12 protein-coding genes are annotated in these 17,145 nt (G+C 37.0%); 8 read left to right on the top strand and 4 right to left on the bottom strand.

Going from position 1 to position 17,145, the window contains the following annotated elements; translation table 11 throughout:
* Nucleotides 1-98: 98 nt before the first annotated feature.
* The 4 genes from miaB to COMX_RS01825 are packed head-to-tail and all read left to right on the top strand — an operon-like array spanning nt 99 to nt 4,026.
* Entirely contained in the window at nt 99-1,493 is a 1,395-nt protein-coding gene (gene miaB, locus COMX_RS01840) for a tRNA (N6-isopentenyl adenosine(37)-C2)-methylthiotransferase MiaB (protein ID WP_152534141.1), read from the top strand.
* Between the two features lie 44 nt (nt 1,494-1,537).
* Nucleotides 1,538-2,560: a PhoH family protein gene (locus tag COMX_RS01835; RefSeq protein WP_034338694.1), complete on the top strand. Its 1,023-nt coding sequence runs from the start codon at nt 1,538-1,540 to the stop codon at nt 2,558-2,560.
* A gap of 3 nt (nt 2,561-2,563) precedes the next feature.
* The gene (gene ybeY / locus COMX_RS01830) at nt 2,564-3,043 is read left to right on the top strand and encodes an rRNA maturation RNase YbeY (RefSeq protein WP_034336369.1); all 480 of its coding nucleotides are present in this window, start codon (nt 2,564-2,566) and stop codon (nt 3,041-3,043) included.
* A gap of 2 nt (nt 3,044-3,045) precedes the next feature.
* Nucleotides 3,046-4,026 (top strand): hemolysin family protein, encoded by a 981-nt coding sequence (locus COMX_RS01825; protein WP_034336367.1) that lies wholly within the window; start codon nt 3,046-3,048, stop codon nt 4,024-4,026.
* A 44-nt stretch (nt 4,027-4,070) separates the two neighbouring features.
* Here COMX_RS01825 and COMX_RS01820 read toward each other — a convergent pair whose 3' ends face one another.
* Nucleotides 4,071-5,021 (bottom strand): carbohydrate kinase family protein, encoded by a 951-nt coding sequence (locus COMX_RS01820; RefSeq protein WP_034336365.1) that lies wholly within the window; start codon nt 5,019-5,021, stop codon nt 4,071-4,073.
* A gap of 225 nt (nt 5,022-5,246) precedes the next feature.
* Between COMX_RS01820 and COMX_RS01815 the strand changes: the two genes are divergently transcribed.
* The 3 genes from COMX_RS01815 (at nt 5,247) to COMX_RS01805 (ending at nt 10,943) form a co-directional block, all read left to right on the top strand.
* On the top strand, nt 5,247-5,591 hold the full coding sequence (locus tag COMX_RS01815) for a DMT family protein (RefSeq protein WP_034336362.1): 345 nt from the start codon (nt 5,247-5,249) through the stop codon (nt 5,589-5,591).
* A gap of 141 nt (nt 5,592-5,732) precedes the next feature.
* On the top strand, nt 5,733-6,368 hold the full coding sequence (locus tag COMX_RS01810) for a thioredoxin domain-containing protein (RefSeq protein ID WP_034336359.1): 636 nt from the start codon (nt 5,733-5,735) through the stop codon (nt 6,366-6,368).
* A gap of 21 nt (nt 6,369-6,389) precedes the next feature.
* Entirely contained in the window at nt 6,390-10,943 is a 4,554-nt protein-coding gene (locus COMX_RS01805) for an AAA family ATPase (protein ID WP_034336356.1), read from the top strand.
* Here COMX_RS01805 and COMX_RS01800 read toward each other — a convergent pair.
* The 3 genes from COMX_RS01800 to COMX_RS01790 all read right to left on the bottom strand — a co-directional run bounded on the left by COMX_RS01800 (nt 10,936) and on the right by COMX_RS01790 (nt 14,897).
* Nucleotides 10,936-11,445 (bottom strand): PPC domain-containing DNA-binding protein, encoded by a 510-nt coding sequence (locus COMX_RS01800; protein ID WP_034336353.1) that lies wholly within the window; start codon nt 11,443-11,445, stop codon nt 10,936-10,938. The genes COMX_RS01805 and COMX_RS01800 overlap by 8 nt on opposite strands.
* 256 nt (nt 11,446-11,701) lie before the next feature.
* Nucleotides 11,702-13,228, bottom strand: a complete 1,527-nt coding sequence (locus COMX_RS01795; RefSeq protein WP_051461780.1) for an OprO/OprP family phosphate-selective porin — start codon at nt 13,226-13,228, stop codon at nt 11,702-11,704.
* 163 nt (nt 13,229-13,391) lie between these two features.
* Nucleotides 13,392-14,897, bottom strand: a complete 1,506-nt coding sequence (locus COMX_RS01790) for an OprO/OprP family phosphate-selective porin (RefSeq protein WP_051461779.1) — start codon at nt 14,895-14,897, stop codon at nt 13,392-13,394.
* Nucleotides 14,898-15,152: 255 nt separating this feature from the next.
* Here COMX_RS01790 and COMX_RS01785 point away from each other — a divergent pair, with 255 nt between their 5' ends.
* The gene (locus COMX_RS01785; protein WP_034336350.1) at nt 15,153-17,144 is read left to right on the top strand and encodes a glycosyltransferase family 2 protein; all 1,992 of its coding nucleotides are present in this window, start codon (nt 15,153-15,155) and stop codon (nt 17,142-17,144) included.
* Nucleotide 17,145: the final 1 nt, after the last annotated feature.

Genomic DNA, 17,145 nt, shown 5'->3' with positions numbered 1-17,145 from the left:
TCAACCCTCTAATTTTTATAAAAAGATAGCTTGGCTCATTTTTTCTTTAAAAAAAGCCTTATAGCTATCTTTTTTTTATATAATAGGCTGCTTAGCGAATGGTTGACACCAGTTTTTCAAATATGACACACTCTACACAAGCAACAGAACGGTTTTTGCATGTAATTACATGGGGATGCCAGATGAATGTGTATGACAGTAATCGCATGGTCGATTTACTGCGCCCACTGGGCTATAAAGTCACTGATAAATCTGAAAAAGCAGATATTTTAATTTTGAATACTTGCCATATTCGCGACAAAGCGACGGAAAAGGTTTTTTCAGAGTTAGGGCGTCTTAGACAAATCAAAGAATATCGCGAAGAGCAAGGCCAAGAAACTATTATCGCTGTGGCAGGCTGCGTTGCTCAAGCAGAAGGCGAGATTATTTTAAAACGTGCTCCTTATGTCGATATTGTTTTTGGGCCACAAACTTATCACCGCCTTCCTAAAATGATCTTGGACATAGCACGCAAATCTGGGAATGTCATTGAAACAGATTTTCCTGTTGAAAGTAAATTTGATTTCCTCCCTGCTCCAGAAGAAGCACAAGGACATACAGCTTTTTTAACTATTCAAGAGGGATGTGATAAATTCTGCTCTTTCTGTGTCGTTCCATATACAAGAGGTGCCGAAGAAAGCAGGCCAGTTCAAGCTATTATAGATGAGGCAACACGTCTATGCGAACTGGGTGTCAAAGAAATCTCTTTACTGGGACAAAATGTAAATGCTTATCATGGGCAAGGCCCTGATGGAAATATTTGGGATCTGGTTAAACTGGCAGAAAAATTATCAACCATCCCAGGGTTGAAACGTATTCGTTATACAACATCTCATCCTAACGATATGAGTGATTCGTTAATTGCTGCACATCGTGACCTGCCTGCTTTAATGCCGTTTTTACATTTGCCCGTTCAATCTGGATCTGATCGTGTATTAAAGGCCATGAATCGAGGACACACAGCAAAAGAATACTATGAACTTGTTGATAAGATCAAAAAAGCCAGACCCGATATTGCTTTATCTTCAGATTTCATTATCGGCCATCCTGGGGAAAGTATTGATGATTTCAAAGCAACTATGAAGCTGGTTAACGATATTACGTTTGCGATGGCTTACTCATTTAAATACTCCCCTCGCCCAGGCACCTCTGCAGCTGTTTCCACCAACCAAGTTCTCGAAAATGAAAAAGACGCCCGTTTGCAAGAATTACAAACGGTTCTTAAAGATCAGCAAACGAAATTTAATCAAGATACTGTTGGGCGTACAATTCCGATATTATTCACCAATAAAGGACGTAAAGAGGGTCAAATAGCTGGAAAATCCCCGTACCTTCAAGCAGTACATGTTCAAGGCGATGAAAGTCTTATTGGTCAAGAACATTTAGTAGAAGTCAATGAATGTTTAACTTTCTCTTTATCTGGTAACCTTGTTAAAGAAAGCATCCCCCTTTGAGCGAACAAAAATATAATATCCCTCTTGTAATCTCAGAAGAGCAAATGAACGAATCAACGACCAAAGCAACGTTGCAATTTGATGATAATTTGCTACTAGCTCATTTAATTGGCGACCATGATCGTTATTTGGTGCAAATCGAAAAAGAATTACAAATTAAACTGGGATGCCGAGGGAATTATGTAGTTGTCGAAGGGGGCTTACAACAAGTTGAACTGGCCAAAGCTGTTTTAACCAATCTCTATCGTCATATATTTCATCAAAAAGACATTAACTCAAGCATTGTGAATACAATTATTCGAATGACCCAAGATGGACTTCTAGCCAATCACACTTATACTCCTGAACAAGTTACAGAACAAAATGATTCTGCAATCAGCAATGCCCCAAGCATTACCACGCGCCGAGGCACAATTTCTGCACGTACAGCTGGGCAGGCAGAGTATTTAAAGCTACTATTCAAACATGAGATGGTTTTCGGAATTGGTCCTGCTGGAACTGGAAAGACTTTCCTAGCCGTTGCTCAAGCAGTTTCCATGTTACTCTCTGGTCAAGTCGATCGTATTATACTTTCACGCCCTGCGGTTGAGGCTGGTGAACGTTTAGGTTTTTTACCTGGTGATATGAAAGAGAAAATAGATCCTTATCTTCGCCCTTTATATGATGCTCTACATGCCATGATGCCTGGTGATCAAGTTATCAAACGCCTCACTAATGGTGAAATTGAAGTTGCCCCATTGGCTTTTATGCGTGGACGTACACTTGAACATGCTTATGTTATTTTAGACGAAGCACAAAATACCACCACCGCACAAATGAAAATGTTTTTAACACGTTTAGGACCTGGGTCCAGAATGGTTATTACCGGGGATATAAGTCAAATCGATCTTCCTTCGAATGTAAAATCTGGATTAAAAGATGCTGTAGAAACCTTGGAAGGGATTTCTGGGATTGAAATTATGCGTTTTCAGGCGCAAGATGTCGTAAGGCATCCTTTAGTCAGTCGTATTGTCAGAGCTTATGACCAACGGGATGCACAACAACGACCTACTATTCATAAATCGTAATTCATGCAGCAAAATTATCGGACTAGGCAAACACTTAAAGACAAGCTTATTATACAAGAGCGACAATGGTGTCGATTTATGCCTCAGCTATTGCCGCTTTTATACCGTATTCATCAGATCTTACCTATTACTGAAGAAACCAATTTATGTTTTGATAATGATCATTCAGTAAAAAAATTAAACGAACAGTTCAGAGGTAAAAATAAACCAACCAATGTCTTAACCTTTGAACTTCCTGCGGGGGGGATGGTTGGGGGTGATATTGTTTTTGCGCTACAAACAATTCAAAATGAAGCTCGACAAAATAAAAGACCTTTTATGCATCATTTGGCACATTTGATTATTCACGGTTTATTACATTTACGGGGCTATGATCATATTTATGTTAACGAAGCCAAAGAAATGGAAATGCGAGAGGCTCTTTTATTGCAAAAGCTAAACATTCCTAATCCCTGGAAACTTCATCCGCTACGGAGTATATAGCCATGAATCCTACTCCTACTACACAGAACAACCCCCTTTCAGATCAAGCACAATCCTTACAACCACAAAAACAAGCTCGATTCAAATCAGTTATTTCACGTTGGGTTCATAAAAATAAACAACAGAATCTACGCCAATCTATTGTAAATTTAGTTGATGAAGAAAATGCGCATGATCAATCTCCACAACATGCCAATGCAGAAGAACTGAGCCCTCAAGAAAAACTATTAATTTCTAATATCTTGCGCCTACGTGGACAAACTGCTGATGATGTAATGGTGCAAAGAGCCGATATCTTTGCCATCGATGATACAATTTCGTTTGAAAAAGCTTTGGAAGTAATGCGACATGAAAATCATTCGCGTGTGCCTGTATATCATACAGAGCTCGATAATATTATCGGTATGCTTCATGTCAAAGATTTAATCGCTTATACAGGTAAACAAGAAGAATTTAATATCGCTAATCACTTGAGGCAACCTCTTTTTATAGCACCCCAGATTCCTATCTTAGATTTACTATTACAAATGCGCTTGCATCGTATTCATCTAGCATTAGTAATTGATGAATTTGGCAGTATTGATGGCCTGGTTACTATTGAAGATCTGGTTGAAACAATTGTTGGTGATATTGCGGATGAACATGACGATCCCGATGTAGAAATGATATTGGAGCGCGATCGCAATACCTTAGATCTTGATGCTAGAATGCCTCTTGAGGACCTTGAAAAGTATATTGGTGTTTTCTTAACCGAAGAAGAACATAATTCAGATATTGATACAATTGGTGGATTAGTTTTTCGATTGGCAGAGCACGTTCCTACGAAAGGCGAAGTCTTAACACACTCTTGTGGTTTGGTCTTTAGGGTATTAGACGCTGATCCAAGACATATCCGTCGCCTTAGAATGCATATCCCTAATGAGTGGGTATTTCCTGGGTCTACACAAACGACAGATCAAAATGCTAATAAGGAAAACGGTTAAAAAAGGTAAGGAAATGTTTATCCCTTACCTTTACTCTGAGAACCTTAATTTTTAGAAGCAATCCGCGCTTCAACCTCTTTTTCCCAAGGAGGATTAGCACCACGACGTTGACAAATCATTGCCGCAGCAACAGATGCATATTCCAAAGCTTTGGTAATTTTCTCTGGTGTAATTGTTTTAATAGTATCCAGCGATAACAAATTCGCTTTTTGCAAATAAGTCAATGTTGCAGCCATAAATGTATCACCTGCGCCAATCGAGTCTACAACATCGTCTATATAATCTGGTTTAACATTAATTACTTTTTGACCTGGTAAATAACATAAAGTCCCTTGGCTGCCACGGGTAATAATCACAATAGATGTACCTTGTGAAATCCACATCTCAGCAGCTTCATCAAAAGAAGTATCTGGCATCAAAAATTGCAAATCTGATTTGGAAAGCTTAATGATATCTGCCATAGCGATTAAACGCGCCATTCGCGCACGATATACAGCTGGATGCAATGTATTACTAGGACGACAGTTAGGATCTATAGAAAGAATCCGTTTTCCTTTTTCTATTCTGAACATTTGTTCACATGCTTCAGAAATCGGAGGTTCAATTAAAGAGGTAGACCCAATATGAATCAAATTGACATCATCTGTAAATCCAGGAGATTGTGAACGTACCCAAAGGCGAGAAACCGTGTTTTCATCATAAAAGGCATATTGTGGCTCTTCTTGACCCAGTTCAACAAAAGCAAGCGTCGTTTGTTGAGGGCCACGTGCAACATATTTTGTATCAACATTTGACGTTTCCAAGAAATTCATCAGCTTTTCGCCTAAGAAATCATTAGAAACGCCTCCCATAAAACCAACTTGACCACCAAGACGACCAATTGCCACGGCAATATTCGCACATGATCCACCCGGGGCTGGGCAATAACAATCTGCTCCATCTGTAGTTTTATCAGGAATAAAATCGATTAAAACATCCCCACAAAGAATAATCATCTAAAATCTCCTATGACAGAATATGATCATGAAACAATATATCACGAATATTTTATTATTGGATCATATTAAAAAAAAATATAAAATAAGTAAGTGTCTTAAGTATTTTGAATAATTTTATTTTATACATCAAAAATAATTTATCAAATGTTAACTTATAATAAATTTGGTTAAATGACCTATAAAAAAATATCTTTTTAAAATTATTTACAAAGGAAAATTCAAGTGCCTGTTTGGTTAACCACTGCCACAATGCTGGTGTTTTCTAATCTTTTCATGACGTATGCATGGTATGGACATTTAAAAACACTAGAAAATAAACCCTGGTATATTGCAGCACTGATCAGTTGGTGTATTGCTTTGGGGGAATATATGATCCAAGTTCCAGCAAATCGTATTGGCTATACAAAACTCTCTTTGGGAGAGTTAAAAATTATGCAAGAAGCCATCACTTTGATGGTTTTTATCCCGTTTAGTATATTTTTTATGCATCAATCTTTTAAACTTGATTATATTTGGGCTGGTTTATGTATTGTCGGAGCCGTTTTCTTTATTTTCCGTGGTGGCTAAAACAACGACGATAAATTTGATTTCATTCATGTTTTAATTTTCAAAAGTTAAAAAATTTTATCATGCTTTAAGGCTTTTATGATAAAATAGAGCTTAATCCCACTCACTTATACTTAATTTTATTGTTTTTTGGAATAATCAATGCTTATTACACGTCGTTTTTTTCTTAGCACTGCTATTCCTGCAGTCTCTTTATTGGCAACCAATTTACAAGCCAAAGCTGCAGAAGTCGCCCCTAATTTCATAGCCCCTCGCGCTTTGGGTAATCCTAATGCCAAAGTCCATGTCCAAGAGTGGTTTTCTTTGACCTGTGCGCATTGTGGTCGTTTTGCTCAAACTGTTTTTCCTGAAATTGAAAAACAATATATTAACACTGGAAAAGTCTATTATATTTTCAAAGATTTTCCTCTAGATAAAATCGCTCTTATGGCTGCTATTGTGGCACGCAGCTTACCTGTTGATCAATACAAGCCTTTTGTTTTTGCTTTATTAGATAATTTAGATCAATGGGCTTTCAAAGAGGGCGCAGATCCTGCCAAAGAACTTCAAAAATATGCAACTTTGGCTGGCATGAATCCAGCTCAATTTGATCAAGTCACTAATGATACTAATCTACGTGATGCAATTTTGGCAGAGGTTAAACAAGCCGAAGATAAATATAAAATTGACAGCACCCCGACCTTTATTTTTAACGGCCAAGCATCTGTTGGTGAATTAACTATTGAAGATTTTGGGAAAAACGTTACAAGTGCTTTAAGCCGTCAACCAACCCCTTAATCATAGTCTTTATATCCCTGTATGACCATCCGCTTTACACATCTAAAAATCGCTGGATTCAAAAGTTTTTCTGATCCAATCACTCTAGAGATTTTACCAGGTTTAACAGGGATTATCGGCCCTAATGGCTGCGGCAAATCAAATATTGTCGAGGCCATACGTTGGGTAATGGGAGAGAGCTCTGCCAAATCATTACGTGGTGGAGAAATGGATGATGTCATTTTTGCAGGCACTACACGCAGAGCCGCACGAAATATTGCCGAAGTCTCCCTTACTCTAGAAGGTGCGCAAAACATAGGCCCCGCCCCTTTTCAACAACAAGATCAACTGCAAATCTCACGACAACTCGAACGAGGCTCAGGCAGTCAATACAGAATTAATAGCAAAGTCCAACGTGCCAGGGATGTACAAACATTTTTTGCTGATCTAGGATCTGGTCCAAGATCTTCAGCCATTATCAGTCAAAACCGTATTGCCCAACTTATTTCCGCCTCACCTGAAGAACGTCGTCAAGTTCTAGAAGAGGCCGCGGGTATTGCAGGACTTTACAGCAGACGACGCGAAGCAGAGTTAAAGTTAAAAGCAACCGAAGAAAATCTCGCTCGTCTAGATGATTTACAACAACAACTGATTTTATTAATACAATCATTAAACGAACAATCTTCACAAGCCACTATTTATCGGCGACTATCTGCGGAACTGAGGGACACAGAAACCGCTTTACAATCTCTCTATTTCCAACGTGCCATTCGCAGCTTACGTTTATTTGAACAAAAACATATTCAAGCTCAAACAATACAGACGGATTCTGAATTAAGTTATAAAAAACAACAAGCTGAACTTAATATAATAGAAGAAAAACTGCCCCAAGTACGTCAACAAGAAACCCAAATACGCGCTAAATGGGATGGACAACGCCGCGAAACACGCCTCATTCAAGAACAAGAAAATAAAATTTCTGAACAGTTACGCCAGCTTCAAGAACGCATTACCGAAGCAACAGAACAACACTTGTCCACAGCAACGCGCGTTAAAAAAACGCAATCTGATCTAAATCAGATTCATGAAAATTTAAAAAACACTGAACAGACTCTATTGGATCACCCTGCTAAAATACAAGATTCTCAGAAAAAAATTACAGTCTTTGAAAATCAACTGGCCACTATTAATACCGACATTCAAGAACAAGAAAAAATCCTGGCCGAACAACAGCAACAATATCAAAATATTACACAACAATACCATCAGGCTAAACATGCTCATCAGCATGCCGAGCAAGAATATCAAAAATTAAGTCATGAATATGAACTTTGCCTAGAACAACTGCCTCAAGAAGTTACAATTCAATCCCTTGCCAACATTGAGCAACAAGCCCAAAAGCAAGTTCAAGAGCTTCAAACGCAAAAACAACACATTAATACACAGCTCAATGAAGCCAAGTTACAAGCAAGCAATGCATTACATCATGCTCAACAGACTGAGCATACATATACTCAATTAGCACAAAAAATTCGACAAGAAACCCAAACGCTAGACCAGCTTATAAGCAATCAAAATAATTTAAAAAGCCAATTACTTAGTCTTGAAAAACAAACTTTAACCGAGGATATACGAACGCAATTTACAGGCGAGCTAAGCATTCTACAAAAAAAATTATTTGAAACAAAAGAAACTGCTCAATCGGCAACACAAGCCCATCAAGATGCCATCCAAAAACTTCTTGAAACACAAGCTCGCTTTCAACAAGCAACGCAAACGTTTGAAAACCGTCAGAATAACCTAGCATCTGCGCAACATGCTTTTGCACAAGCACAAAAAAACACCAACCGTCTTGCTGAACAAATTGAAAAGGCCAAATCGATACGGGTCGATCCTAAGCTTTTAGAAAATAAAAAAACTGAATTTACGCAACAACAAAACGAAGTTAAAACGCTACAAAAAACAGTGGAAACTTTAAGCTTACAACATCAACAAATTACAGAAACTGCTGAGGTTACACAAAAAGCACTTTATCAACATGAAGCCGAGCTACAAAAACTACATGCAAAACAAGATGGCTTAGCTCAGGCTTTATCTCATGATCAGGGCATTCAAAATAACGCATCCTTACCTGCTGTATTAGAATCTATCACTATTCCAACTGAATGGATTGTTGGGATTGCTGCTCTTTTTGATGAGCGGTTGGAAAGTCCCTTAAGCTCAGAAACACCAACAGGCTGGGTTGCTATGTCGCCCAGTAATTCGTCTTTTCCACAACATGTTCGTAAATTATCACAGATTATTAAGCCCTCTCCTGCTTTGCAGCGTGCATTTGATCATATAGGCGTAGTCGAAACAGTTGAAGAAGGCGAAACTTTTTTTCAAAACCTTACCTTTGGACAAAGCCTGATTACCCAACAAGGCGATGTTTGGCGTTGGGATGGTTATCATCAAAAAGCAGGGGTTCAAAATAAAGCAGCACAACGCTTGTTACAAAGAGAAACCCTCAAACAAACACAAGAATTACTTGCTGAACTAGAGCAACAATACCCCGCGCTACAAACACAATATCAAGAGGCTATAACTCAACAACAAACTCTTAAAAGGCAATTAACAGAAAAACAGGCGGACTATAAAACCTCAGAGCAATCCTTTCAAAAAATACAACAAGAATTTTTGAATCTTAAAAATCGCGATCAAGCAGCACAAACACAGTTTGAAGCATTAGAACCTGCTTATCTGCAAGCACAACAAGATTTTATAGATAAGCAAACTAACTTAGATGTCGCTCAACAAAAAGCATTACTTCCTAAACCAGATCCCATTATCGTAAAATCATGCCAAGATGATGTCCAACATGCCAAAGAGGCCTTAAACCAAGCTCAGCAAAACTCACAAAATTTAGAGATTCAACTCTCTGAACTTAAGGACCTCCAACAAAAGCGCCTCAATGAAGATCAACAAAATCATTTACGTATTGAGACGACCCAAGACAAATTGTCGCAATTAAAAATAGAGATTGAACAAAAACAAAAAAATCTATTACAGGATCAAACTCAACATAATCAGCAAGAAAAACCTGAACAGGCTTTGGCTGCCAAAGAAGCTGCGCAACAAAATGTACACGCTCTTGAACAACAACTTACTGAATTGCAAAAATCTCTAGAACGTGCTGAAGAGGCTTTTTCTGAAGCAAAAATTAAATATCAAAAAATCAAAGATACTTATATTCAGCAAAATAGCCGTATCGAAATCCTTAAACCTCGTTGTGATGAAGCAAAAAAACATCTTGATGCAACGCAAAAAGATATAAATGAAGCCGAAACATTGTACGCCACACGTCCAGAATTAGAGCATACTCAAAGCAAGTTGCACAGTTTTCAAGAAATCTATAGAGCTAATAAAGAACAAGAAGAGCAAGAACGTCTTGCTTATCATTTATTACTGAGTGAAAAAGAAAATCTGATAAAGCAAAAAGCTTCTCTGGAAGAGCAATCCAAAGATTGGCAAGAACGTTTGCTTCAAGCCCAAGACGAAGAAAAGCGAACTCTGGCCAAAATCACACTGTTACAATCAGATTTTAATGATCTTAATGAGCAACTGCCGCAACTTATACAAAAAGAAACCATTTTAAAAGAGCTTGAAGAACAAGCTAATCAGCTTTATCAACAAGCACAACAACAATTATTACAGCTTGAACAAAATAGAATCCAAGCACAAAAGCAACTACAACAAACTGAGCAAAATGCTACTAAAGCTCGAGAAAATCTACTTAAAGCTCAAGCTAAACAAGAACAAGCAGAAGCCCTTTTTGAACAATTAAAAACGAATATTGAACCCGCTATTCAAGAATATGCAAGACAGCAATCTGATTTAGATATTAGTGATGCTTCTGAAAGAAAGCTTAAATCGACAATTAGCGAACACACTGCCGAACGCAATGCTTTGGGAGCTGTCAATTTACGGGCAGAAATTGAGCGTGAAGAAAAACAAGAACAACTTAGCGTGATCGAAAAAGAATATACTGAGCTGTCATTAGCCATACAACAACTAAGAGAATCTATTCAAAAACTGAACCAACAAGGCAAAGAAAAACTCAGCGCCATTTTTACCGAGGTCAATCAACATTTCCAAGATTTATTTACCCGCATGTTCAATGGTGGAAGTGCTTATTTAAAATTGCTGGCCCATGAAGATCCTTTACAATCAGGGCTTGAGATTTATGCCCAACCTCCTGGAAAAAAGCTTTCTACCCTTTCCCTTCTATCTGGTGGGGAACAAGCACTGACAGCTCTTTCTTTGGTTTTCGCCGTTAGTCGATGTAATCCTGTGCCTATATGTATTTTGGATGAAGTCGATGCCCCTTTGGACGATCCAAATGTAGAACGTTTTTGTGCATTGATAACTGATATGACTGAACAATCTGGCACCCGTTTTTTAGTGGTAACCCATCATCAATTAACGATGAGCCACATGAACCGTCTATACGGGGTTACTATGCAAGAACGCGGTGTAAGTCAAATTATATCTATTGATTTGGAACATGCTGTGCAAATGCAACAAGAAAAATATACCGAGCAATTGGATCTTATTTAAACTGATAAAAATTTAAACCAATATTTTGATCATAATATCTGGGAAGTGTTCCATTATACTTAGTAACGACAAATTCACCTGCTCCATTAATAACAGCTGTCAGTAAATGCCCTGCCAAAGCTGAATAATCTGCACGCCCAAGAGTTATATGTAAATGAAGATATAATTTGCCATCTTTTTGAGCAATATTTCCCGTTAAATTACTAATTTCCAGTTGTTCAGCAAAAACCTTATCTTTATAAACTTTGGTTACTGGGTTAAAAAACCGCAAAGTTGCTTCTTTGACTGCGCCAATACCAGTGATTGTACCGGCCCTGATATGTTGATCATTACAAAATTCAGTAAGAGCCTTAGATATTTCAACGTGATTTTTAAGGCTAACCACATATTGATCACCAAACTGCTTATAACTGTATAATTTATCTGTAGGTTGTGCATATACTGAAAACGGCACTAAGGTTAAAACTAACGTAAAAAGAATTTTTCTGATTAGAAGCTTCATTTTATGATCCCCTTTTAGATCATTATATCAAAATACTTTTTTAGCGTTTTTATCTCAAGTAATTGTTCGTAAAGTATTTTGACATTCTATAATAACACGCTTATTCCATCTTCGAATTATAACAATTAAAATATTTCTAACCGTTTTGTATTTTGTAAAACTAACGATAGTCTTCATACGACACTATTTATCTGATAATTCTATTAAGATATTAGTTACTAAAATATAATAAAAACTAGACATAGAATCATTCTTACTAGAACGAAAACTGCAATCTGGACGTAATAAAATCACTTTTTCTACCATATAAATTATATCTATTTCCTTTTGACCCAGTAGCATGAACACGGTGATATTCTAGCATAATACGCATATGCTGTGATGGAGACCAATTAACCCCAGTGGTAATCATAGTTTGTTTCCCTCCTTGCACCCCTTGGAACTTACCAGAAGAGCTATAACTATGCACACGATCGTCAAGATCCATTTGGCTAAAACGCGCATTCCATTCTAAAGCTCCCCAATATCCTGCCGCTGGATTAAATAAAGGTCCCTTAGGTGGCTCAAAAATCGCTCTTGCCTGATTATATGTACGAGGCTGACCAAAAATTGTGTACGAAGATAAAATATACCAACCTTTAAAATTATAATTGGGCCTATATTCTTCATAACTAGAGTTTCGGCTTAGATGTATATTATAAAATTCGGATTGTAAAACTGCACGTTTCCAACGAAACCCAACCTCAGGACCCATCGACCAAACATTATCAACCCCTTGCAGCGTTCCTGTGCGGATATATTGCTTACTAAGCCATAATTGCGCATCTTGTCTGGCACTTATCCCGTATTTTTTATTATCACCATGTAGTGCAAAAGAGCTGGACATTCCTAAATGCAAATCAATATCTCTGGTTGCAATAGGGTGAACTGCGGCTCTAAATACGCCACCAATCTGATTATTAGTAAAATTTTGCTGAAAAGCCTCGCCTAAACGTTGCCCTGTTATATAAGCACTAATCATATAACGTTTACCATAATGTTGTGCGCCAAATGTTAACCTGGGCTCTCCGCCTGCAATATTACGCACGGCATCAACAATGGCTGGGCGTTCCATAAATTCATAACCCGTAGAGCTCTCTGCATCTTCCATAGAGGATCTGGGTTGATATAATCCAATAACAATATTTGTATTTTTGAAACCTTTGTAAGCTAGGTTGGCTTCATACAGGTTATAGGTACCTCTGAAAAACTCACCATAATCAGGACTAACCGTTAAAACAAAATCATCATATTGAACACCCAAAGTAAAGCGTCCACGGCGTATATATCCACGAGATCCTGCAACATTTTCACCATATTTATTATCAGGACCAATAAACCCACCGACGTCATAATTAAAAACCATACCCAAAGAAATTTTAAGACGTTTATCTTGCGAAATCAATGTAGGCCTTCCTTTGGGGAAGGTCAGATCCAATCCACCAATACGATATTTTTTGCCTTTATAGAGGTCAAGATTTACCACTTTAATCGCATTCCACATAGTGCATGTTTTTTCACTTTCTGCACATATGTAGTAACCTTGTCCAAAATCTGTTTTTTGCTCACCTAGCTCAGAAAGTTGTTGTGCCTCAGATATTTTTTTGGTCTTTTTTGTAGTTTGGGTTGTCGTAATATTTTGAGCTAGTGAAATATTTCCACAGGATATAAAAACACCAATACCAATTAAGTATGATATAACGAAACGATCATTCTTGCGCTTTTCTTCTTTATATATACACATATCTCACACCATAATGGGTTTAACTGCCTACTTTCTTAACAATTATTCATCAGTAAAACAATTTATGTATGATCTTATGTATGATTATATATTATATAAAAGTAACATTTTGGTCAGGTAATAATAAAAGATAATATAACCACCTTGTATCTTTAGCTTTATTTTAAAAATTGTATTGCAAGCGAGATATGATCAAATTGCTGTTTCTCCCCCTGGGGTTATAATCATTTCTTAAAGAAGAAGAGGCTTGAATATGATTATAATCCAACATCACTTTCACTTGAGAAGAAGGATACCAATTAAACCCTGTAGACCAAACTGTTTGCTTGCCTCCATTTACACCTATTAGCTTATTATCGCTATTATACCGATTTTTATGGCTGTTTAAATCCATAACACTCCACCGTGCAGACCACTCTAATGCACCCCAATATCCTGCTGCTGGATTAAATGTTGGCCCAATAGGAGTAATAAATACTCCTCTTTGTGCCTCATAAATCCGAGGTTGCCCAAAAAGTGTATAATTTGCACTTACATACCATCCTGGAAAATTTAAATTAGGTGCATTTTCTCCATTAACAGCAGCTCTTTGCATATGAATAGAATAATATTCAGAGGTAAATAATAATCTCTTGTACCGCAAAGAGACTTGTGGCCCTACACTCCAAATGCTATCGACACCATTAATGGTTCTGGTCTTTAAAAAAGGACGTGTAAGCCATATCTGAGCTTCTTGTCCTGTATTCATTGAATATTTTCGATTTTCACCATGAAATGCAAAAGAACCAGAAACACCAACATGTAAATCAATATCTTTCGCAATCACAGGGCGGCCTGCTAATCTAAATACACCCCCCACCTGATTATCTTGAAAGTTTTTATAAGATCCATAACGTGGTCCTGTTACATAAGCTGCGACAATATATCTTTTCTCCCAATGCGTTCCACCAAGGGATAAACGCGCATTTGCTGCGGCAATATTACGAACAAGATCAACAACCATCGGACGCTCAACAAATTCAAAAAGATTAGAACCTTCAGCATCCTCCATAGTAACACGAGGTTGTAACAATCCAATATCAAGAGAAGTATGATGAAAGCCCTGATAACGCAAAGAAGCCTCAAACAGAGAATCATTTTGCACACCTGATGTTCCAAGGTCAGGAGTTACGGTTACTACAAAATCTTTATATTTTGCACTTACGATAAAACGACCACGCCTCAAATGGTTACGCACACCTGACATAGAGGGGCCTCTATCCCTAGCATTCGTCCCAACAAACCCTCCAACATCATATTGAAACATTCCCCCAACAGATAAAACCACTTTATCATTATCAAAAGAAAGCGTTGGCCGGCCCTTGGGAAATTTAACGGAAAATTTTCCCATATCAAATTTTATATTTTGATAAGGATCAATATTTACAACTTTTACAGCATTCCATAAATTACAGCTTTGTACGGTCTCGGCACAAGCATACCATCCCTGTCCTGTATCTACTGTTTTCAACCCTGTTAAATTGCTGGGTACGCCATTGCTATTTGCATTGCTATGCACAATATTCGTTTGTGGTGTTGCAGCACCTGCAGAATCATATAATCCTGTGCCTCCTAATAAAATAAGGGCAACGATATTACTTGGTTTATAATTATGAAAAAAACTCTGCATTGATCATGATCCATTCGCTCATAAAAACTGTTGAAACCTTGCAATTCAAAAAGCAATGTATCGTTATCACTGCAATTAATACATAATATATAAGATAATAAATAAATTACAATAATTTTATGTAAAATTTTTCGATAATCTTATAAAATACTTTATTTTTAAGTTGTTTATTTTGTTAAAATATATTTTGAATTTTTAAATAAATTAGTCCCTAATAAAAGCTGTTTTGTTATTATTTTGTTATAAAGATTCTATATGCCCTATACTCATCCTGATTTTATAGAATATCCTTTGGATAAAAAGCACCAAAATCAATGGTGTTTTATTCTTTGTAAAATTTCTCAAAACCAAACACCCCTGCCTTATCTGATGTCCTTGTACCACGACGACAGCCAAGAGTGGGAGGAAACTCAATATTTACAACCAACTCCCTTTCTTTGCTCTTCTTACAAAATGGGTATTCTATATATTTCGCCAAATAGTCAAAAAATTGGCATTACCTCAATCGAACATACCAAATCTCTATCCAAATTAACCTCTATTAAAATCATTCCATTATCACGACTAATTACAGCTGGTTTACTAGTATTGTTGAACCCTGTATCAATTTTAAAAGTATTTATTGGTTCCCCTCAACATTTAAAAAAACGTCTACGTACTGCGTTAAATCAAAATTATACTCAATCTGACACCAATTTATCTTATAATACATGGCTGAATTTATATGATGTTTGGAGAAAGAAAGAAAAAGAAATTCTTTACCAAAGCCAATATGTTACGGATTGGCCTAAGATTAATTTGAAAATTTATGGTTCTTCGGATTCCACTTATACTGACATAGATAATGGGGTCGACCAACAATGGGAAACACCTAAAAAAGCAAAGCACACATATGTTGCCATTTTGCAAAACGGAGAAATATTACCTGCTCATGCCTCAGCTATTTTTGCAGATCAAGCTGCACGACATCACTTTCCAGCTGCACTTTATGCAGATTCTGATCTGTTAGATCATAACAATCAAAGAGTCTCTCCTTGTTTTAAACCTAAAATAGGAACGTTGACCTTACTTTCTGGGTTTTTAACCCAAGATATATGGTTATTTCGTCAGGATATTATTGAAAAATACCATCAGCAAATTCATGTAAAATTTCAAACTGCTTATGCTTATCGTTTAGCTTTAGCGCTCTATGTGTGGGAACAACAACTGAGGATTCACCATATTCCTTTTATTCTTAGCCACCGCCGTATCGCCCCTAGCGCTCAAGCTCTTAAGGAAATGCAACAAATTGTACATACACAGCTTTCTTGTAAAAACTGGCAATTCAATATTAATCAGGAAAACTTTCCTATAAAAATAAAGCTCTATTCTACCAATAATCCTGTCAGTATTATTATCCCAACCACAATTAGCTCTAAAACTATTCGTAACTGTATTCAAAGCATTTTAAAAAATACAAAATATCCTGATTTTGAAGTTATCTTGGTTATTTCTCAGAATAATTCTTTATCCAAACAGCAACGAAAGTATATACGTCCTTTACTCAAATATAAAAACTTACGTATCGTTTGGTTAAAGACGAATCAATTTAATTTCTCTGCTAGCTGTAATTTCGGTATTCGCTATGCCAAACATGAATTTATTGGTGTTGTTAATGATGATATTTGGCCTAAAACACCTTATTGGCTGGATTTTATGATGGGACATATGCAAGATCAAAATGTAGGTGCTGTAGGAGCCAAACTATACTATCCCAATGGACAAATACAACATGCAGGAATTTTAATGGGAGCTGCCAATTTATGTGAACATATTGGACGGTTTGAACACTCTGAGCGTTTTACCTTAACCTATGATCATGATATTTCCGCAGTCACAGCCGCTTGTATGTTAATTAGGCGCAGCGCATATACACAAGTTCATGGGTTTGATGAAAACTATGAAATCGCTTATAATGATGTTGATTTCTGCCTAAAGTTACGTCAAGCAAATTTCAAAATCATACAATGCCAACAAGCCAAGCTGACCCATTTTGAATCTTTATCTTTAGGAAATCATTACACAGGAATACGTGCAGGCAAAGAACGACAAGAAATATTATCCATCCGCTCTAAATATAAAGCAATTTGTGATAATGACCCTTTTTATAATCCTAATCTTTCCCTGCAACGAGGCATGGATGAAAAACTAGCCTTCCCTACGCGTATTACTCGACCTTTTGCCACATCCTTCTCATTAAATAAGTGAT

This window comes from Commensalibacter papalotli (ex Servin-Garciduenas et al. 2014) (assembly GCF_000527695.1).
Classification (GTDB): domain Bacteria; phylum Pseudomonadota; class Alphaproteobacteria; order Acetobacterales; family Acetobacteraceae; genus Commensalibacter; species Commensalibacter papalotli.
The sequence above is the reverse complement of the archived record's forward strand: the minus strand, read 5'-3'. Positions and strand labels throughout refer to the sequence as shown.

Coding starts and splice junctions, on each gene's coding strand:
- COMX_RS01825 (WP_034336367.1), top strand. CDS start 3,046: ATGAATCCTACTCCTACTACACAGAACAACCCCCTTTCAGATCAAGCA.
- COMX_RS01810 (WP_034336359.1), top strand. CDS start 5,733: ATGCTTATTACACGTCGTTTTTTTCTTAGCACTGCTATTCCTGCAGTC.
- COMX_RS01835 (WP_034338694.1), top strand. CDS start 1,538: ATGAACGAATCAACGACCAAAGCAACGTTGCAATTTGATGATAATTTG.
- COMX_RS01785 (WP_034336350.1), top strand. CDS start 15,153: ATGCCCTATACTCATCCTGATTTTATAGAATATCCTTTGGATAAAAAG.
- COMX_RS01790 (WP_051461779.1), bottom strand. CDS start 14,897: ATGCAGAGTTTTTTTCATAATTATAAACCAAGTAATATCGTTGCCCTT.
- COMX_RS01800 (WP_034336353.1), bottom strand. CDS start 11,445: ATGAAGCTTCTAATCAGAAAAATTCTTTTTACGTTAGTTTTAACCTTA.
- COMX_RS01820 (WP_034336365.1), bottom strand. CDS start 5,021: ATGATTATTCTTTGTGGGGATGTTTTAATCGATTTTATTCCTGATAAA.
- COMX_RS01795 (WP_051461780.1), bottom strand. CDS start 13,228: ATGTGTATATATAAAGAAGAAAAGCGCAAGAATGATCGTTTCGTTATA.
- miaB (WP_152534141.1), top strand. CDS start 99: ATGGTTGACACCAGTTTTTCAAATATGACACACTCTACACAAGCAACA.
- ybeY (WP_034336369.1), top strand. CDS start 2,564: ATGCAGCAAAATTATCGGACTAGGCAAACACTTAAAGACAAGCTTATT.
- COMX_RS01805 (WP_034336356.1), top strand. CDS start 6,390: ATGACCATCCGCTTTACACATCTAAAAATCGCTGGATTCAAAAGTTTT.